This is a genomic window from Bradyrhizobium sp. NBAIM08 (assembly GCF_020193935.1).
Classification (GTDB): Bacteria; Pseudomonadota; Alphaproteobacteria; order Rhizobiales; family Xanthobacteraceae; genus Bradyrhizobium; species Bradyrhizobium yuanmingense.
The window spans coordinates 115,414-133,647 of the sequence record NZ_JADYVR010000005.1 but is presented as its reverse complement, the minus strand read 5'-3'; the positions used below and the strand labels follow the sequence as shown (position 1 = coordinate 133,647).

Sequence of the window (18,234 nt, the reverse complement as noted above, 5' to 3'; positions counted from 1 at the left end):
TCTGCGCGCGATCCCCGGAGCCTTACCGAAAATATCCCAGCACGAGATCGACATCCGCGCTGCGGGCCGCCGTGCCGTTCAGCTCGGCGTCGATGACGCGGCGGCAGGCGTCCACCGCGGCGTGGTCGCCGAGGTCGTTGGCGGCTTCCAGCACGAGCCAGGCGGCGTCCACCGAGGCCTTGTCCGGAGCTGCGCCGCCGAGATCGGTGGCGCCGGCATTGGCGAGATTCTTCTTGCGAACGGCGGTGCCGAATTGAGGTAACATTGCAGGTACTCCCCTCTCCTCAGTGGACCTGTCAGTGGACTTGAAGTTCGGGCTGACGGCCCGCATCGGCACCCGCGCCGGTCTTGCGCGACTGGTAGAACTTCAGAATGCTGCGCGACGTCTCGATCTTGAGCCGGCCGTACTCGCGCTCGTTGTCCTGGAGCTCGCGCGCCGTGATCAGATGATCCTTGGCGCCGAGGAACAACAGCGACATCGTCGTGTCCCAGGAGAAGTCGAGCGCCTTGCACAGCACCAGGATCATCTCGCGGTTGCGGTCCATCAGCGCGCGCTCGATCACGTCGACCGGCAGCGCCGACAGCAGCGACAGGCCGATCTGCACCTCGTCGAAGCGATGCTGGCGGGCATAGTTCGAGATCGAGTCCTGGTTGAGATTGCCCTGGCGATACTGCGTCGTGACCACGCGCTTGGCGACGAAATAGCTGCGCGAGGACGGGCCGAACTTGGACTGGAGATCGCCGGTGACCTCGGTGACCGAGCTCTGGATCTGCGACATCATCTCGGGCCGCTCGGTCTCGAGGCGGCGGCGGACGTCTTCGGAGGCTTTCGCGATCAGCTGCTGGAAGATGTGACGCGGCACGTCCTTGCGCAGGCCGAGCTGCTCGGCAAGGATCGAATCGCCCTCGGCGCGGCGGACCATGTGCAAGAGACCCGAGCCGGAGAAGCGCGCGCCCTCGTTCCTGGCGACCGAAGTCACGACCTCCTGGTTGCCGCGCTTGACCAGCACGTCGGTCACGGCTTCGCCGATCGACTGGCGCTGCGAGATCGCCAGCAGATGCGCCTGGCCCTTGGTCATGGCGCTCTGGACCAGCATCTTCTCGTCGATGCGGTTGGAATCGCGCAGCACGGGACCGGCCACCGCGATCTCGTCGTCGAGGGCGAGCCTTTCGATGACGTTGAGCGGGGCGTGATCGCAGGCCGACATCACTTCGGAGAGCTGCGCGCGCGCAGCCACCTCGATCTCGTCGGCGAGCCGGCCGATCACCTCGCCGAACATGCTGATCTCGTCGTCGCTGTAGCGGCCGGTGATCAGGATGTCGGTCGCATGCCATAATGCGCGTGACCGGCTTTCGTCGGTGCCGCGCGCGATCGCGTCGTCCAGATCCTGCAGAAGCGATTTCGCCCCGTTCATCTCGATCACCCCAGTTCTTGGCAGCCCGTTGGCGAGCCGTCCCGCCGCTCGCGGCGCGACGCCGAATTCCTCTGGGAACCCACGCTAGAGATGAAACGCGAGAATTCAGTAAAGTCGGCAAATCAGTTTTGCCGACGAAAATTCGTTCAAATGCGAGGGAATGGATTTACTGTTGTGCAAGAGCCGAGAAGCTTTGGGCACTGAAACCTCTCCGCGTCATGGCCGGGCTTGTCCCGGCCATCACGCCTTGCCGCATGGCACAAAGAACGTGGATGCCCGGGACAAGCCCGGGCATGACGAGCATCGGCAACGGAGCGCTTTAGATAGCGCCGTCTACGGATGCTGCGGCGTCAGCACCAGCGGCGGCTTCGGCCTGGGCTTGGCGGGCGGCGGGCCCGGGGCGGGCTTCACGTCGATGGCCGGAGGGAGCGGCGCGAGCTGCTGGCTCGCGAGCGGCGGGCTCGTCAGTGAAGGGCTTGTCAGTGAGGGGCTTGGCGCGGCGGGCGCGGCCTGCGGAGCTTTCGGGGTCGGCGCCACCCTGGGCTTTGCCGGCGCGCGGCGCGGGTCCTGGCCCGGCAGCGGCACGTTGGGTGGCGCCTGCTCGGTCGCTATCTCCGGGGACACCAGCGTCGGCAGCGCAGCGGTGGCCGGCGGCGGCTCGCCGCGCTCGATGGCGTCGAGCCGCCGCGTCTCGCGATCGATCGTGCGCACCGCAAGCCATGACGACAGCGGTGCGAGGTCGATGGTACGGCTCAGCCTGTCGGGCGGGCCTGCCGCAAACAGCTGGATCTCGGGCGGGGCGCCGGAAAGCCCCGTCATGATCGGCGTCAGGCTGGCGCGGATGTCGGCCTGGTCCGCCGGAATGTCGTAGCCGCCGGAGACGATAGCGCGGGCGTTCTTCGCTTCCAGCGGCGTTGCGCCGATGCGCAGGCGGCCGTCGCGGATCGTGAACGGAATCTGCGCCGAGGGCACCGCGATGCGCCCCGCCGACAGCGCGGGCTCGACGAGCTGCCGCAGCCGGTTGTCGTCATTGACCTGGCCGCCGTCGCTGGCGCGGATGGCGATCTCGAACGCACGCGGATTGAGGCCGGCGATCTCGGCGGATTCGAGCGTCACCGTGCCGTTGCCGGCGAGCGCACCGGTCAAGGCCGCGACGCTGCGGCCCTGGCTGGTCAGCGCCATCTGCACCGAGGCGCGCCCCTTGGGCAGGGCAAGGTCGCGATAGCGCAGCGCCGCCGCATCGACGTTGCTGAGCTCGATGCGCGCGTTCAGCGCAAGCCCACCCGCGCCATTGCGCGCGTCCAGGCTTGCGGACATGTCGCCGCCGCCGACGCCGCCCTTGAGCGCATCGAATGCGAGCGACTGGCCGTCGCTCCGGATCGTGCCGCCGAAGGGGCGCAGCTCGATGCCGCCGGGCAACGTTCCGCGCAAGGCCTGGAAGGCGATGCGGCCGCGCCAGCCGCTGACCAATCCTGCGCTGAGCGGCTCGCCGGACTCACGACCGGCTGCGCCGACGGCGATTGCGAGCGCCGGCGCCAGATCGAGCGAGTCGAGACCGACCTCGCCGTCGATGCTCTTGTCCTGATCGAGCGTCACCGAAACATGGCCGCGCAGATGCGAGCCCGCGGCATTGCCGTCGAGATCGCCGAAGGTCAGGCGATTGCCGGAGAGCGTGACGCGGGAGGACAGGCTGACGTTCTGCGCCGACGTGCCGGCCGGGCTGGTCCCGAGCAGCGGCGCCAGATTGGCGTTGCGCACGCGCAGGTTCACGCTCGCCTTCGGTTCGAACGATTTGGGCTCGAACGATTTGGGTTCGGACGGTTTGGACTCCGACCATTCGACGCTGCCTTGCGCGTCGGCATCGAGCCCGCCGCCGCTGAGCTTTGCGTTCAATTGCGAGGGACGGCGCCAGGCTCCGCTCAACCGTCCTTCGAATTGCGAGGCGCCCTCGCCCGCGGCCACGATGCGGTCGAGCCCCAGCAGTGCCAACAAGGCGCCGGCCTGCGGCGCCGCCACTTTCGCGTCCAGCGTGAAGTCGCTGTTGCGCAGGCGTTCGAGGTCGATACCGCCGATGGCGGCCGCCGGCGTCTGCGCGGCCAGGGTCGCCGTGGTCTTGAGCTGCGGTGCGTCGAGGTCGAGCACGAAGCGGGCATTGCTGCGATCGGCATGCTCGGCGTTCTTGTCGAGGCTGAGATCGAGCTTGAGACGGGTCGCGCCGGGCAAGGACGGGAGCGCATCGAGGCGCGCGCGCAGCGCGGGCGCGAACGGCTCGACCAGCGCGGTGAGCTCGCGCAGCGAATTGGCCGAGGATTTCAGCGCGAGCTTGCCGGTCGTCTTGGTGCGGTCGAAGCTGCCGCTCGCCTCCGAGGTCACGCCGCCGCCCTGGCCGAAGCGCAGCTGCTCCAGCGACAGCGACGCCGGGCTGTAGGCGAGCCTGGCTGCGAACGGCCGCAGCTCCTGGCCGGCGGAGATCGCGCGGCCAATATCGAGCGAGAGCTTTGCCTCTTCCGGCCATTCGCCTTGCGGCCCCGCCAGCGCGCGCACGAAGCTCGCGGCGGCATCGAGGTCGAGCCGGTCGGCCCTGAGGTCCGCATCGATCCGCGAGCCGTTGCTCGCGCCTGTCTGCACGAAGACGATGCGGCCTTCGATCGCGCCGCCATCGATGTCGGCCTTCAGCCTGTCGATGGCGAGATGATTGGCTGCGATGGTGACGTCGCCCGCGAGACGCAGCGGCCGCGTGCTGCGGCGGGTGATCTCGCTGCGGCCCTGCAGCCAGGCCACCAGCGTGTCGGGATCCGGGGATTCAACGCTGAGCCGGCCGCTGAAACTGTCGGCGCCGGGAGCCGCGCCATTGAGCGAGACCTGCGTCATGCCGGGCGCGCGCAGCTCCAGCCGCCGGAAGGTCCAGGACCGGCCGTCGGTCGCAAGCTCGGTCGCGATGTTCTGGAGCGGACGGCCGCCGAGCATGATCTGATCGGCATTGAACTCGATCTGGGCAGGGATCGGCACCTGCGGGATCGCCGCCAGCCCTGCGCGCAGCGCCGGCAGGACGCGCTGCGGATCGGCATCATGCTTGGCGGTCAGCCTGTCGGCATCGACCTGCCGCGCCGACAGCACCGCGCGCAGCAAGGGCGATGCGCCAAACCTGAGGTCGCCGACGCCGCCGAGCTTCAGCGCGGTGTCCTCCGGGCCGAAGCTCGCGTCGATCTGCTCGAATTTCGCGCCGGCCGGATCGGCCTTGAGCCTGGTCGCAAGCTTCCAGGGCGTCGGTCCCGCCTCGCCCGCCTTCCTGGCCGCGGGCACGGCGAGGGTCAGCGCGCCCTCGAATTTCGGCTGGCGATTATCGAAGGCGAGCACGCCCTCAAGATCGGCGAGGATGGCGCGCTCGCCGGGATCGATGTTGAGGTGGAGACGGGTGGCGCTGCCGTCGGCGCTGGGGCCGGAGGAGACGCGGAACGGGTAGCGCACGCCGCGCGCGGTGAAGCTGCCGTCGCCCCGCACCGAGCCTGCGAGCGAGCGCACATCGCCGGAGAAGGCGATATCGTTCAATTCCAGCGTCGAGCGGCTGGCGGCATCGTGCAAGGCGATGCGGCCGGTGAGGTTCAGCCGCTCGATGGCGAGGGAGGCCAGGTTGAAGGTGCCGCTCGCGGTGGAGGGCAAATCGACCCGTCCGCGCGCGTCCAGACCAAGATCGACCGCCATGCCGCCGACCGAAAGCTCGGTGGCGCGCCATTCGCCGCGCATCAGGGAGCCGAGGCTGAACTCGACATCGAGCTTGTCGGCGCGCAGGCGGCCGAGATCGTTGTTGCCGCCGAAGGTGACGCCGCGCAGCCGCAGCGTCGGCGCCGGCAACAGCCGCGCATCGAGCTCGCCCGCCACCCGCACCGGCACGCCGATGATCTTGCCGGCCTCCGCCTCGAACTGGGGCCTGAACTGGTTCCAGTCGATGTAGTAAGGCCCGATCAGCGCGGCCAGCAGCGCAATGATGAAGGCAATCGCCAATCCGAGCAGCGTCGTCTGCACGGGTCTCCCCTCGGCCAAACCGGCCTGGGCCGAAGCTGAGAGCCTCAGGCGCGCCGGAACAGCCCCTTATATAGGGGGAAGTATGGCGAAGTCACAGCGACTGTTGCGCGCGGAGGTTAACGCGCAAGCCCCCTCACCAGCTCGCCGGCAGCCGCCTCAGCCCGCGCAGCACGAAGGTCGGCCGCCATTCCGGGGTCTCGATGTCGTCGATGCGCAAATCCGGCAGCCGCCGCAGCAGCGTGGCGATGGCGATCTCGGCCTCGATCCGCGCCAATTGGGCCCCAAGGCAGAAATGGATGCCGCCGCCGAACGACAGCGGCTTGACGTTCGCCCGGGTGACGTCCAGCCGGTCGGGCCTGTCGGGGTAGACCGCGCCATCGCGGTTGGCCGAGCCGAGCAGGCACAGCACGGTCTCGCCCTTGGGGATCGTCACGCCGCCGAGGTCCTCGATCTCCTCCAGCGTGACGCGCCCGGTCATCTGCACCGAGGAATCATAGCGCAGGAACTCCTCGATCGCGTTCGTCATCAGCTCCGGTTTCGCTTTCAGGAGCGCAAGCTGATCCGGGTTGCGGTGGAGCGCGAGCAGGCCGTTGCCGATCAGGTTGACCGTGGTCTCGTGGCCTGCGCCGAACAGCAGGATGATGTTGGCGGTCAGCTCCTCGTTGGTGAGCTTGTTGCCGTCCTCCTCGGCCTGCACCAGCTGGGTGATGAGGTCGTCGCCGGGATTCTTGCGGCGCAGCTCGAACAGCTGCTGGAAATACATCTGCGCCATCAGGTTGGCGGCGTTGCCCTGGCGGATCTCCTCCGGCGAGAGCGGCACGGGGTCGAGCAGCCGTCCGCCGTCGCGCGAGCTCTTGTAGAACACTTCGCGATGCTCCTCGGGGATGCCGAGCATGTCGCAGATGATGGTGACGGGCAGGCGGAAGGCGAAATCCTCGATCAGGTCCATGTGGCCGCGCTCGATCACGGCATCGATCGCCTGGTCGACGATCTCCTGGATCCGCGGCCGCATGTCCTCGACCCGGCGGGCGGTGAAGGCCTTCACGACCAGGCCGCGCAGGCGGGTGTGGTCCGGCGGATCGGCTTGCAGCATCCAGTAGCTCATGCTGCGAAACACCGGCTCCTTCATGATCTCCGGGCCGTAGCGGCGCGTGGTGCGCTCGACGAAATCCTTGCCGAAGCGCTTGTCACGCAGCACGAGGCTGACGTCGGCGTGACGGCTGGCGACGTATTGGCCGAACGGCGTCACATGGATCGGATCGACCGTGCGCAGCCGTTCATAGTGCGGATAGGGATCGCGGATGAAATCCGGCGAGAGCGGGTTGAACAGCGGTCCGCCAGCGGGTTGCACTTGCTCGTTCATGGTGACCTCGGATCGATTGCCGCACGACACGCATACGCAAGGCTGCCCACCGCCCGGCGTAACCATCCCTGTAAATTATCAACTCGATACATTGTTGTATCGAGTTGCATTCTGCCCTAAGCTGCGCCGATGTCAAGGGTGAGAACCAGGCCGACCAGGGACGACACACGCGAGGCGCTGTTCGAGGCGGCCGCGCGCGTGTTCGAGGCGGACGGCATCGGCGGCGCCAGCATCGAGGCGATCGCGGCGGCGGCGGGCTTCACCCGGGGCGCGTTCTATTCGAACTTCAAGAGCAAGGACGAATTGATCATCGCCATGCTCGAGGACCATGTCGCACAGTCGATCCGGCGCAACATGGACATCCTGGCGCAGCACGACAATCTCGACGATTTCATCGCGGCGCTGAAGACGATGGATCGCAGCCGCCAGGATCCGCTCGGCCGCTCGCCCCTGCTGCACATGGAGATGATCCTGTTCGTGGCGCGGGCCGAAAAGCGCCGCCCGGAGCTCGCCAAACGCCTGCGCGCGCGGCGCAAGCTGGTCGCCGACATCATCGAGGCGACATCGAAGAGCAACGGGCGCAACGTCAATCTGAACCCGCCCTGGATCGCCTCCGTCGTGCTCGCGCTGGAAGACGGCTTTCGCCTGCACCGGCTGATCGACCCCGAGACGACACCCGCCGACAGCTTTCTGCGCGCGATCACGGATTTGCGGCGGAGGACGGGATTGGCGTCGAACTAGCGGGCTGCACTACTTCTTCTTTGCAGGTCCGAAATCCGGTTGCCAGGCGGCTTCCTTGCGGGACGGAGCCGCGGCGATCACCTTGGCCTTTTCCTTTTTCGGCTTCTTGGCTTCGCGGTTGCCGCGTTGCTGGCCCTTGGCCATGTCGCTCTCCCTTGCTGGTTTGAGTTCGTCGAATTCATTCGGCTGCAGGACACGGCCGCGCGGGGTGCAGACCCTGACGTCCATGTAGCCCTCGCGCAGCAGCTTTTCCGCGAGACGTAGCGCGACCGTCGCAGTTCCACGGCCGAGATTGGAACTGCCGTATTCGTTGGTGCCACTGACCAGATACGGCACGCGTGTTGTCCTAGCCATTGAGCACCGCAGCGGCGCACACGAGAAGCAGAAGAAACAGCGGAACGATCACCGGCGGCACGATCCATTCCGAGATGCGGACACGCGACATCGAACGCTCCTGCGAAGCCTCGGCGGGAGCACACGTGACCCTCAGTCACCGGTCGATGCCGTTGAGAAGCGCGGTGATGACAACGAGCCTACGCTCACGCCGAACCAATAGCGAGCAGTAAATGCATCGCCGGCTAGCCTTGCACCGTGGCAACTAGCGTTCGTTGGTGCGCAGACGATAGTGCTGGCTATTGCCGCGCCAAAGGCGCATGGTCGCAGCAGCCGGCACCGGTGGGGCTTCACTTGCGAAAGGCAGCGTGCATGACCATCCGCTCGCGGCGAGAGACCGTCATCTTCAGACATCCGTTCCAAATCCGCGGCATAGCGCGCACCTTGCCGGCGGGCGCTTACGAGGTCGTCACGGATGAGGAGACGATCGACGGCTTGTCTTTCGCCGCCTATCGCCGGATTGCCACGATGATCACCGTGCCCGCCGAAGGCGCGCGCGGTACCATGGAGGTATTGTCGATCGGCTCTGTCGATTTTGCTGACGCGCAAGCAGCGGACGCGAGCATCGCCAGTGAATGACCGGCCCGTCGATCTCGACAAGCACCGTGGCATGGCCGCGCAAAAGGCCACCGACCTGCGCCGCGCGTTGGGCGAGGTCGAGGCCCATGCCCGGGAGCTGCGCGAGCGCGAGGCCGATCTCGAGCACCGCATGATGACGGTGCCCGCGGCTTCCTGGCAGGAAGCCGCGGTGAAGGCGCGCCATCTGCTCAACCTCTATGCTGCAAGTCTTCCGGCAGAGGACACGCGCCACCGCGCGCTGGTGTCGGCGCTGTTCGATGATTTCGCACGGCTGTCCGGGGACGGCTGAGCCGAGCGACGGCCGCCTGTGTTCTATGCGCATGCCGGCGCGAGCCAGGAAGCCGACGTGCAATGGAGTAGGACATGACACTGACGAGCGGCCGCTTTATCGGCCATGAATACGAGCGGATGATCGTGCGGTTCTCGATGCATGACGGCGCCCGGGAGATTCCTTGCGCGATTTCGACCTCCGCGATGGACGGTCTCGAGCAGGGCCCGCAAGTCAGGCCCGAGCAGCGGGAAGCCCAATTCGCTCGTCTACGGGATCGCATCGAAGCATGCGCTGCGAACAAGTATCGCGCCACAGAATTCGAAGGTACCCCGCCGGGCATCGTGCTGCGAGGCATCGATTTCAGGCGATAGGATCTCAGCCCAAGGAAGACAGGCCGCGAACGGAAAGCGGATCGTTGCTATTCCGGCCTCGCCTTGATCTCCGGCAAGGGCGGCTTGCGCTCGAAAGGTTTCTTTTTCGGCGGTGCGGGCAGCAATCCTTCCCTGATCGCCTGCTTGCGCGCGAGCTTGCGGGCGCGGCGAATGGCCTCGGACTTCTCGCGGGTCTTTCTCTCCGACGGCTTTTCGTAGGACCTTCGCTGCTTCATTTCCCTGAAGACGCCCTCGCGCTGCATCTTCTTCTTGAGAACGCGCAGTGCCTGCTCAACATTGTTGTCTCTGACGAGTACGTGCAAATTGAATCCTCCTGGCTCGGGCTGCGAATGCGACACGTCCTGCAAGGCAGCCAATTGCGCAGGAGCTTCATTGCGATGTGTGAGGATGGATGGCCGCGACATTGGTCACGGCTTCGGACGAGCCGATCTGCTTGTCACAGCGAACAGCTTGGTGGCGCCACGTGACCATTGTGGTGCTGCGCTGTCAATCGATAACGCCTTTCTCGCAGATCGACGAACACGTGCAAAGCGCCGCGATCGGAACAGAAGAACCGCCTTGCAGCAAACAAACTGCGTTCGCTCCTTGCAAATGCGCGAAAGTTGTATATATTGAAGTTGTTCGATTAGCCGCTGTGCCTTGTTGAATGCGCCCGCGGGCTCCTTTTCCAAAGACATCGACGAAGTTGAAGGTAACCGCGCGATTGTCGCGCGGGATGCGCTTGCGCGCTTTGGAGAAGACAATGACGACAGGTACGGTCAAGTGGTTTAACGGCCAAAAGGGCTTCGGTTTCATCCAGCCAAACGACGGTGGCAACGATGTGTTCGTTCACATCAGCGCCGTTGAAAGGGCTGGACTTGCCGGTCTCGGCGAAGGCCAACAGGTTAACTTCGAGATCAAGACCGACAAGATGCGAGGCAAAGCCAGCGCCGAGAATCTCTCGCTGGCCTGAGATCGTTGCGCCGTTTCACGGATGTACTGAAACGGTTGCATTGCCCGCTCAATCCCTGGATTGAGCGGGTTTAGTCTTTGCGGATCCGGTGAACGATGAGCAGCAAGAAGCCGGCAGAGCCGTCACCCGAGAGCATTGCGCGTTCCGATCGCAAGCGCCTGGCCGCTGAAGAGGGAGCGCGGGCATTGGCGGACGTGGAAAGGCAAGCCGTCGAGGTTCGCAAGAACATGGCGCGGCTTCGAGAGGCGCGCCAGGCGCGGGAAGCGGCCAATGAAGCTCTTCGATCGACTTTGCCGGTGCCTAAGCTCAAGAAGCGGACAAGGAAGCTGGCGCGATAGCCGTCTTCAACGCCGCCGGCGAAATCTGAAGTGCCGATCCCATGCCGGAGAGTGCAGATCGTGCCTCGCATAAAGCCAGATCACGGAACCATCACCTTCTTTCTCGCGTCCGGCGCAAATCGGCAAATGTGCCGGCTTGCAACGACGTTCAACACGCAGAAGCAGGCGTTGAGCTATCTGCAGAAGCATCGCACGGAGCTCGAGCGCATGGCGCGGGCGCGCCTGGCTTCAGGAGAGCTCGAGGAAGGCATTGTCGTGCTTTCGATGCTCTAGCGTTACACGTGATGAGCGCGAGCACACATTGCGATTTCATCGGCGATCTCATGGCGATCTCAATTGACCAGCCTGACTTTCTCGTAGACGAATGTCGCTGTCAGAACAGGGCCATCCGCATTCCGAACATTGATGGCGAGGCCGTCGCTGCTGGCGAGCGGGTCGCGCTGCTTGACAATGTCGGCAAGAGACAGCGCCGCCTCGATCTCCGCGGCCCGCCGGCTGGCCAGATCGAGACCTTCCTCGTCGACAACGAGCGCTTCACCATCCCAAATATCAAAGTAGAACTGCGACACTAACCCGTCCTCTCGGACCGGTCTCGCCGTTCAGCCTCCCTTGCCAACCGTTCAGCCTTCAGTCGCTCTCGATTGTCGTGGAAGACCCGTTCTGCCTTCTCATAGTCGGTCGCGGGCTTCGTCGCGGTCTGCTTGAAGAGCTTGTTCGCCTCGGTCGTTGCACGCGATTGGGAATGCCTTCGCATTGCTCGTCCTCCTGTCGCTGGTGATTCGAAGTCCGCCGGTGCCGGCGGCTTTGTTGCTCGTCCTATTCCGGGATCGGCTTGCTGCGTCTGAGACACTACTGCGGTGGCGCTGCTTTCCGGTCTTTTCATTGGGCCCGTGCAGTTTGCAAACAGGACGTGGCGCCTGCCCGCCGGCGGAGCACCAAGCCGCAGGCCGCGAATGCGTTCCTACCGTCCGGCAATATTGCCCAAAGGCGGCTACGCCGACTGCTTCACAGCAGCCCTGTCCGCTACAAGGTCCAGCCGCCCCAGCATCGCCCTCGCCTGCTCGGCGCAATGCTCGATCAGCCAGCGCTCGAAGGCGACCGGCGGCAGCGGCGGTGCGTAGAGGAAGCCCTGGACGATGTCGCAGCCGAGCTCGGCCAGCGTGTTGCGCTGCCCCTCGGTCTCGACCCCCTCGGCGACCACGCTCATGCCGAGGCCCTGGCCGACGCGGACCACGGCGGTGGCAATCGCGAGCGCGCCGGCGTCCTGCTCGATGTCGCGCATGAAGCTGCGGTCGATCTTGAACTCGCGGATCGGCAGATGCGCGAGCCGGCTGAGGCTGGAATAGCCGGTGCCGAAATCGTCCACCGAGAGGCCGACGCCGAGCTCGCGGATCGCTTTCATCGTCTCCAGCGCCGCGGCGCCGTCCTGCATGAACGCGCCTTCGGTAATCTCCAGCATCAGCGCGTCCGGCGGCAGATCGTGCTCGGCCAGGATCTCCTTGAGCCGCGCGGCCAGCGTGACGTTGCGGAAATTGATCGGCGACAGGTTGACCGAGACGCAGGGGATGTTGAGCCCGGCGCGGCGCCAGCTCGCCATCTGGCGGCAGGCTTCGCGCACGGACCACAGGCCGATCTGCTCGATCAACCCGCATTCCTCGGCGAGCGGGATGAACCTTGCCGGCGAGACGTCGCCGAGCTCAGCATCGCGCCAGCGCGCGAGCGCCTCGACGCCGTGGATCGCGCCGTCGCAGCTGCGGATCTGCGGCTGATAGTTGAGGCTCAGCGCACCTTCTGCGACAGCGCGGCGCAACGCCGCGATCAGCGCCAGCCGCTGCTCGGCGAGCACGTTCATTTCGGCACTGAAGAGGCGATGCGTCGAGCGTCCGGCCTGCTTGGCCATGTACATGGCGGCGTCGGCCTGCTGCATCAACGTGTCGATGTCGGTAGCGTGATCGGGATAGAGGCTGATCCCGATGCTGGCGGACATTGGCATCAGCTTCGACCAGAGCCGCAGCGGTGCGGACAAGGCCTCGGTGATCCCTGCCGCGACGCGCTCAGCGGCCTCGGCATTGCGCCCCGGCAGCAGGATGACGAATTCGTCGCCGCCGAGCCGCCCCAACATATCGTCGGGACCAATCTGCTCGCGCAGGCGCTGCGCGAGCAGGATCAAGAGCTCGTCGCCGGCGGCGTGGCCGAGCGTGTCGTTGACGTCCTTGAAACGATCGACGTCGAGGAAGGCGAGCGCGACATGGCCTCCGGTCGGACAGGCATCGATCGCGGTCGTGATCAGGTGGCGCAGCTGCGCGCGGTTCGGCAGGCCGGTGAGCATGTCGTGATAGGCGAGCCGCGCGATCTCGGCGCGCGCCTCCTTGCGCTCGATCGCGAACGCGCCGAGGTTGACGCAGGCATCGACGATCTGACGGTGCCATCTGCTCGGCGCCCGGGGCTCGCGATAATAGAAGCCGAAGGTGCCGATGACCCGGCCGTCCTTGGCCTTGATCGGCGTCGACCAGCAAGCGCGCAAACCCACTTCGAGCGGCCGCGCCTTGTAGGGCTGCCAGCGCGGATCGGCATCGATATCGGCGACCAGAACCGGAATGCCGTAGAAGGCTCCGGTTCCGCACGTGCCGACCTCGGGACCGATCGCGATGCCGTCGAGCGAACGGGAATAGTCCTCGGGCAAGCTCGGGCCGCCCAGCGGATGGAGCAGGCCGGCGGCATCGACGTGCAGCAGCGAGCAGACGACGCCGGGGGCGATCTGCTCGACGCGGCGGCACAGCCGATCGGCAATCTCGGTGATCGGCGCCTCGTCGGCGAGCGCTGCCATGATCAGCTGCTGCAGCGAGCGCAGCTGCCGGGATTCGGTGATGTCCTCGAGCAGCGCGAAGATGTGCTTGACCCGGCCTTTCTTGTCGCGGAAGGCGTCGATCCGGGCAGAGACCCAGATCTCCTCACCATCCCTGTCGTAGACGAGCACCTCGGTCTCGGCGCCGAGACCGCCACGCATCAGCCGCCTGACGAGCTTCGCAATGGCCCTGCGATCGGTGTGGCGGCCGGCAATGAGCTCGCCGGCGCGGCGGCCTTCGGCCTCCTCGCTGGTATAGCCGAACAGCGCCGTGAACGCGGAATTGACGTAGACAATGTTCTGCTCGACGTCGGTGATGATCACCACGCGGTTGGTCTGGTCGGAGACCGCGTGGAGAAGTCCGATCCTGGCGCGGCGTTCGGCATCGAGGGTGACGTCGCGCGCGAACACGATGTGATGGGTCGCGCCGTCGACCGTCGCCGATGACATCGCGATCTGCGCCTTGATACGGCTGCCGTCGTGCCGCACGAGGCTGATCTCCTCGCGGAAATCCGCGGTCGCGCCGGCGCTTAGGCATTTGAGGGTGAGGACGGCGGCATCGCGGCCGAGCACCTCGGCGGCGGCGAGCTTCCAGATCCATTCCGCGGCGGGGTTGAAGTGGGTGATGCGATGCGCCTCATCAACGATGACGATGCCATCGTCGGCGCGCTCGAGCGCGGCGCGCAGCACGTCAGGAGTTTCTGTCGCAAGGTGATCGGAGGCGGACATCGTCGGGACCAGCGGCATCGGGAAATGCGGCAATCGGCGAGAGGTTAATGCTCCGATGGTGTCCAAGACGTTTTTGCAGTTCCGTCGCGCCGCGCCAAGAGACGGCATGATTAACGCTTCGCGAAAACGCCGAAGGTATCTTGAAGCGCTCTGGACCTATTCGGATGCCGTTTTGAGCTTGTGCAGCCGGCCGGCCACGGCCCGCACCTTGCCCGGCGCCGCGCGCCAGATCGCGAGCGCCGACACCCCGCTCACGGCCATGGCGAGGGCGAAAGCCAGCGTGTAGTCGCCGGCGCGATCATAGAGAACGCCGGTCAGCCACGGTCCGGCCGCACCGCCCGCCAGCGCCGCGAGCATGATCGTGCCGAAGATGCTGCCCTGGTGCCTGCCTTGGAAGATCTCGAACACCACCGCGCCCATGATCGAGGTGAGGCCGTAGCCGAGCGCGCCTTGCGTGAACACCATCAGATAAACCAGCCAGAGCGAAGCCTGATATTTCAGCGTGATCAGCGCGGCGAAGCAGACGACGAAACCCGCACAGCTGATCGCCCACACCCACTCCCTGCCGATGCGGTCGGAGACGTGCCCCAGCACGATCTGGCCGGGAATGCCGAGCAGGCTGACCATTCCGAGCGCCCACACCGCAACGCCGGGGCTGAAGCCGACATCGAGCAGGAATTTGGTCTGGTGCACCTGCACCGCATACCAGATGTACAGGCCGCAGAAATAGCCGAGCCCGATCCACCAGAACCGCGCGGTCGCGACGGCGCGCCGCAGCGTCCAGTCGGTGTTGACCCAGACGTGATCGACGACGTTGGAGACCGGGCTTGCCGCGCCTGCGGCGGGGGCGGCATCGCCGTCCGGCTGGAGCCCGATGTCCTCCGGGCGCTTGTGCAGCAGCAGGTTGATCGGCGCCAGCGCGATCAGGACGAGCAGGCCCATCGCGGTGCAGGCGGTGCGCCAGCCGGTCTGCTCGATCATGTGCTGCACCCATGGCAGCAGCGTCACCGAGCCGATACCGACGCCGGCGAAAGCGATGCCGATGGCGAAGCCGCGCTTGCGGATGAACCAGTTCGGCAGGAACAGCGACTGGCCGGAATAGCCGAGACAGACGCTGCCGGCACCGACCATGACACCGATGGTGACATAGAGGTGCCACGGCGCGCTGGTCAGCGGCGCCAGCAAAAGGCCGCCGCCCATCAGCACGACCCCGAGCTCCATCACCGCCCGCGGACCCGCGCGGTCCATCAGGCGGCCGATCAGCGGGCTGACCACGCCCGACACAACGAAGCCGAAGGAGAAGGCGCCCGCCGTGACGCCGCGCTCCCAGCCGAACTCGGAGATGATGGGTGGAAAGAACAGCGAAAAGGCGGTGCGCGCGTTGACGCCGATCGCCATGGTGACGAAGGTCACGGCGACCACGATCCAGCCGTAGAAGAACGGAAGCCGCATGTTGTATGCTTGTTTCATCCCTAGACGGTTCTTCGGACCATCCGGGGATGTCCAGGTCAAGCGCTTTTCGCGCATGCCTCGGGCGCGCTCAGGCGGCGTCGAGCCGTGAGGATTTGACCGGCGCGTCGAACAGGATCCGCTCGATCGGATGCGGCCGGCCGAACAGATAGCCTTGCGCGAAATTGACGCCGAGCGCCTTCAGCCGGTCGAACTCCTCGCGCGTCTCGACGCCTTCGGCCGTGACCGACATGTCCAGTCCGCGCGCCAGCGTCACGATCGAGGAGATGATGGCGGAAGAGCGCGGCTGCTGCGTCAGATTGCGAATGAACGACTTGTCGATCTTGATCTTGTCGAACGGGAACGCGGTCAGGTAGCTGAGCGAGGAATAGCCGGTGCCGAAATCATCGAGCGCGAGCTCGACCCCGAGCTGCTTCAGCCGCTCCATGAAGGCATGATTCTCGCTGCCGCGCTCCAGCAGCACGGATTCCGTGATCTCGATCTCGAGCCGCTGCGGCGGCAGGCCGGAATCGGCGAGCGCCGCGCAGATCATGTCGAACAGCTCGGCTTCCTTGAACTGGATCGGCGAAAGATTGACGGCGATCATGAGATCGGCAGGCCAGCCGGCTGCGTCCGCGCAGGCGCGCCGCAGCACGAATTCGCCGAGCGGCACGATCAGCCCGGTCTCCTCCGCAAGCGCAATGAACTGGTCCGGAGGGATCAGGCCGCGCGTCGGATGCCGCCAGCGCACCAGCGCCTCGAAGCCGCGTCGTTCGCCGCTGAGGGCGTCGACGAACGGCTGATAGTGCACCTCCAGCTGGCAGCGCGCGATGGCGTCGCGCAGATCTCCTTCCAGCGTATTGCGGGCCTCCAGCTCGGCCGACATCGCCTCATCATAAACAGTGAAGCAGTTGCGGCCGGCCGATTTCGAGCGATAGAGCGCGAGATCCGCTTTCTTCAGGAGCTGCTCCTGATCGCTGCCATGATCCGGCGCAATTGCGATGCCGATGCTGGTGCCGATCTCGACGCGGTGTCCGGGCAGCAGGAACGGCTCGCTCACGAACTTGGCGATCCGCGCCGCCAGATCGGTCGAGCAGGCGCGCTGGTCCTCGCCGGCTTGCTGGATGATGGCAAATTCGTCGCCGCCGAGCCGCGCCAGCACGTCGTTGGCGCGCAGCGCGGATTTCAGCCGCTGCGCCACCTGGCGCAGCAGCGCATCGCCGGCCGCGTGGCCGAGGGAATCGTTGACGTTCTTGAAGCGGTCGAGGTCGAGCATCAGGATCGCGAAGGGCTCGCCCCGCACGCTCAACTTGCCGTTCATCTCGTCGAGCCGGTTGAGGAAGAAGGCGCGGTTCGGCAATCCGGTGAGGATGTCGGTCTGGGCAAGCTCTAGCACCCGCCGGTTCGCCAGCGACAGCCGCCGCGAATTGCGGCTGGCGAGCATCAGATAGGTCGACAGCGACAGCGTCAGCAGCATGCCGACGACGAGGACCGCAACCGCGCGGTCGTAAGTCGTCGCCAGCGGACCGCCGGCGGTCGGAACCGCCCGCACCTGCCAATCGGTGTCGCCGATCTTGAGACTGCCCGACCAGTGCAGGGTCCGCGCGATGTCCCGCATCGACCGCAGCGCCGAGGCGGCCGACGCATAATCCGGCAGCATCTGCTCGAGGCTGACGATCTGCGCCGTGTACGGCGGGAAGACCGTCATGCTGACCGCGGGGCTGGCTCCGGTGGTCACGCGGATAGACTGGATCAGCAGCGGCAGGTCGAAGACGCCGACCACGACGCCGGCGATATTGCGGCGCCGGTCCGCGATCTCCTCGCGCGAGGTTCCCTTGGCGTAGACGGGAACGACGACGAGGACATAGGACGGCCGATCGCTGTCCTTCGGCCCGAACAGGCGCGTGCGCATGGCTGCGACGCGATCGTTGTCGCGCGCGCTCCAGCACCGCCCGTCGCTCCGGAACGGTCGTGTAGTCCATGCCGTAAACCGACGAGGTCTTCGGCTGCGTCGAGTAGAACACCGGAAAATATTCGTCGCTCTGCGGCGCGATGACGAAGCTCTCGCCCTGCAGCGCCTTGATGTGATAGCTCGACACACCGTCCCGGATCGCCGCGGCCTCGTAATCCGCGCGCTCCTTGCGGTTGATCCGCGGCAACCAGGAGATGCGCAGCATGCCGGGGTGACGCTCGAACAGGCGGGCGCTGAAGGTCTCGAATTCGCTGCGGGTGACTTCTTCGTTGGTCGATTCGAACAACGTGCGCAGCGCGAGAAGTCTCGATATGTACTCGTTCATGCCGTTCTGCAGGACGATCGCCTGGGTCTCGGCTGCGTTCTCGAACTCGATCCTGTTGACGCGATCTTCCCACCGCGCGACGGCGGCAGCGCCCACGATCGAGAACAGCAGGCCAACGCCAACCGCGACGAGCGCAGGACGATAGAGCCCGAGCAGCGGCGCGGCACGCCACCATCCGCCTCTACGTCTCCGATCCTGATCGTTCTGATCGCGACCGCCCATCTTGAAGCCGCCGTCCCCTGTCCGCGACGAACCGAACCTCTGGTTGAGGTGCCGGTGCCGCTATCGGAACAAGACGGCGGTTAAGAAGTGCACAATTTCGGAAACCAGTCGTACCGCAATGCGGAAATTAGTTAACGAAGTGCACGAGCGATCCCGGCTTTCTCGACATAAGTTGCCGGTTTTCCCCGGTGTAATACGGCCTCTCTGCGCCGTGGCACTTAGCGA

At 65.8% G+C, this 18,234-nt stretch carries 16 protein-coding genes and 1 pseudogene; 7 read left to right on the top strand and 10 right to left on the bottom strand.

Features of this window, described 5'->3' with window-relative positions; translation table 11 throughout:
- Positions 1–22 precede the first annotated feature (22 nt).
- The 4 genes from I6F37_RS18585 to I6F37_RS18570 form a co-directional block, all read right to left on the bottom strand.
- Positions 23–265 (bottom strand): hypothetical protein, encoded by a 243-nt coding sequence (locus I6F37_RS18585; protein ID WP_036024966.1) that lies wholly within the window; start codon positions 263–265, stop codon positions 23–25.
- Positions 266–296: 31 nt separating this feature from the next.
- Positions 297–1,415 (bottom strand): DUF2336 domain-containing protein, encoded by a 1,119-nt coding sequence (locus I6F37_RS18580; protein ID WP_036006551.1) that lies wholly within the window; start codon positions 1,413–1,415, stop codon positions 297–299.
- A gap of 333 nt (positions 1,416–1,748) precedes the next feature.
- The gene (locus I6F37_RS18575; protein WP_036024963.1) at positions 1,749–5,438 is read right to left on the bottom strand and encodes an AsmA-like C-terminal region-containing protein; all 3,690 of its coding nucleotides are present in this window, start codon (positions 5,436–5,438) and stop codon (positions 1,749–1,751) included.
- A 133-nt stretch (positions 5,439–5,571) separates the two neighbouring features.
- Complete coding sequence (locus tag I6F37_RS18570; RefSeq protein WP_036006526.1) at positions 5,572–6,801, bottom strand: cytochrome P450; 1,230 nt, start codon at positions 6,799–6,801, stop codon at positions 5,572–5,574.
- Between the two features lie 129 nt (positions 6,802–6,930).
- On the opposite strand from I6F37_RS18570, the gene I6F37_RS18565 reads away from it, so the two are divergent.
- Positions 6,931–7,542 carry a TetR/AcrR family transcriptional regulator gene (locus tag I6F37_RS18565; protein WP_036006522.1) on the top strand — a complete coding sequence of 204 codons (612 nt, stop codon included), beginning with the start codon at positions 6,931–6,933 and terminating at the stop codon, positions 7,540–7,542.
- Positions 7,543–7,551: 9 nt separating this feature from the next.
- Here the strand turns inward: I6F37_RS18565 and I6F37_RS18560 are convergent, their stop codons facing one another.
- The gene (locus I6F37_RS18560; RefSeq protein ID WP_063822466.1) at positions 7,552–7,878 is read right to left on the bottom strand and encodes a hypothetical protein; all 327 of its coding nucleotides are present in this window, start codon (positions 7,876–7,878) and stop codon (positions 7,552–7,554) included.
- Between the two features lie 369 nt (positions 7,879–8,247).
- Here I6F37_RS18560 and I6F37_RS18555 point away from each other — a divergent pair, with 369 nt between their 5' ends.
- The 3 genes from I6F37_RS18555 to I6F37_RS18545 all read left to right on the top strand — a co-directional run bounded on the left by I6F37_RS18555 (position 8,248) and on the right by I6F37_RS18545 (position 9,156).
- Positions 8,248–8,514 (top strand): hypothetical protein, encoded by a 267-nt coding sequence (locus I6F37_RS18555; protein WP_036006519.1) that lies wholly within the window; start codon positions 8,248–8,250, stop codon positions 8,512–8,514.
- Positions 8,507–8,803 carry a hypothetical protein gene (locus I6F37_RS18550; RefSeq protein ID WP_036006516.1) on the top strand — a complete coding sequence of 99 codons (297 nt, stop codon included), beginning with the start codon at positions 8,507–8,509 and terminating at the stop codon, positions 8,801–8,803. Before I6F37_RS18555 ends, I6F37_RS18550 begins: the two co-directional genes overlap by 8 nt.
- A 74-nt stretch (positions 8,804–8,877) precedes the next feature.
- Positions 8,878–9,156: a DUF1488 domain-containing protein gene (locus I6F37_RS18545; protein ID WP_036024960.1), complete on the top strand. Its 279-nt coding sequence runs from the start codon at positions 8,878–8,880 to the stop codon at positions 9,154–9,156.
- Positions 9,157–9,203: 47 nt separating this feature from the next.
- On the opposite strand, the gene rpsU is transcribed toward I6F37_RS18545, so the two are convergent.
- Complete coding sequence (gene rpsU, locus I6F37_RS18540; RefSeq protein ID WP_025038058.1) at positions 9,204–9,479, bottom strand: 30S ribosomal protein S21; 276 nt, start codon at positions 9,477–9,479, stop codon at positions 9,204–9,206.
- 440 nt (positions 9,480–9,919) lie between these two features.
- On the opposite strand from rpsU, the gene I6F37_RS18535 reads away from it, so the two are divergent.
- From I6F37_RS18535 to I6F37_RS18525, 3 genes are all read left to right on the top strand, one after another.
- Positions 9,920–10,129: a cold-shock protein gene (locus I6F37_RS18535; RefSeq protein ID WP_036006545.1), complete on the top strand. Its 210-nt coding sequence runs from the start codon at positions 9,920–9,922 to the stop codon at positions 10,127–10,129.
- Positions 10,130–10,224: 95 nt separating this feature from the next.
- A complete protein-coding gene (locus tag I6F37_RS18530; protein ID WP_036024959.1) occupies positions 10,225–10,467 on the top strand; it encodes a hypothetical protein in 243 nt (80 codons plus the stop codon).
- A gap of 51 nt (positions 10,468–10,518) precedes the next feature.
- Positions 10,519–10,740, top strand: a complete 222-nt coding sequence (locus tag I6F37_RS18525) for a hypothetical protein (RefSeq protein ID WP_036024957.1) — start codon at positions 10,519–10,521, stop codon at positions 10,738–10,740.
- A gap of 59 nt (positions 10,741–10,799) precedes the next feature.
- Here I6F37_RS18525 and I6F37_RS18520 read toward each other — a convergent pair whose 3' ends face one another.
- From I6F37_RS18520 to I6F37_RS18500, 4 genes and pseudogenes are all read right to left on the bottom strand, one after another.
- A complete protein-coding gene (locus tag I6F37_RS18520; protein WP_074448133.1) occupies positions 10,800–11,036 on the bottom strand; it encodes a hypothetical protein in 237 nt (78 codons plus the stop codon).
- Positions 11,037–11,458: 422 nt separating this feature from the next.
- A complete protein-coding gene (locus tag I6F37_RS18510) occupies positions 11,459–14,041 on the bottom strand; it encodes an EAL domain-containing protein (protein ID WP_225152270.1) in 2,583 nt (860 codons plus the stop codon).
- A 156-nt stretch (positions 14,042–14,197) separates the two neighbouring features.
- Positions 14,198–15,493, bottom strand: a complete 1,296-nt coding sequence (locus I6F37_RS18505) for an MFS transporter (RefSeq protein ID WP_036024985.1) — start codon at positions 15,491–15,493, stop codon at positions 14,198–14,200.
- A gap of 88 nt (positions 15,494–15,581) precedes the next feature.
- Positions 15,582–18,009, bottom strand: a pseudogene (locus I6F37_RS18500) (EAL domain-containing protein).
- Positions 18,010–18,234 lie beyond the last annotated feature (225 nt).

Bases quoted from the DNA above. Each gene is read 5' to 3' on its own strand.
- I6F37_RS18535 (WP_036006545.1), top strand. From the start codon at position 9,920: ATGACGACAGGTACGGTCAAGTGGTTTAACGGCCAAAAGGGCTTCGGT.
- I6F37_RS18580 (WP_036006551.1), bottom strand. From the start codon at position 1,415: ATGAACGGGGCGAAATCGCTTCTGCAGGATCTGGACGACGCGATCGCG.
- I6F37_RS18510 (WP_225152270.1), bottom strand. From the start codon at position 14,041: ATGTCCGCCTCCGATCACCTTGCGACAGAAACTCCTGACGTGCTGCGC.
- I6F37_RS18585 (WP_036024966.1), bottom strand. From the start codon at position 265: ATGTTACCTCAATTCGGCACCGCCGTTCGCAAGAAGAATCTCGCCAAT.
- I6F37_RS18545 (WP_036024960.1), top strand. From the start codon at position 8,878: ATGACACTGACGAGCGGCCGCTTTATCGGCCATGAATACGAGCGGATG.
- I6F37_RS18530 (WP_036024959.1), top strand. From the start codon at position 10,225: ATGAGCAGCAAGAAGCCGGCAGAGCCGTCACCCGAGAGCATTGCGCGT.
- I6F37_RS18565 (WP_036006522.1), top strand. From the start codon at position 6,931: ATGTCAAGGGTGAGAACCAGGCCGACCAGGGACGACACACGCGAGGCG.
- I6F37_RS18505 (WP_036024985.1), bottom strand. From the start codon at position 15,493: ATGCGGCTTCCGTTCTTCTACGGCTGGATCGTGGTCGCCGTGACCTTC.
- I6F37_RS18555 (WP_036006519.1), top strand. From the start codon at position 8,248: ATGACCATCCGCTCGCGGCGAGAGACCGTCATCTTCAGACATCCGTTC.
- I6F37_RS18570 (WP_036006526.1), bottom strand. From the start codon at position 6,801: ATGAACGAGCAAGTGCAACCCGCTGGCGGACCGCTGTTCAACCCGCTC.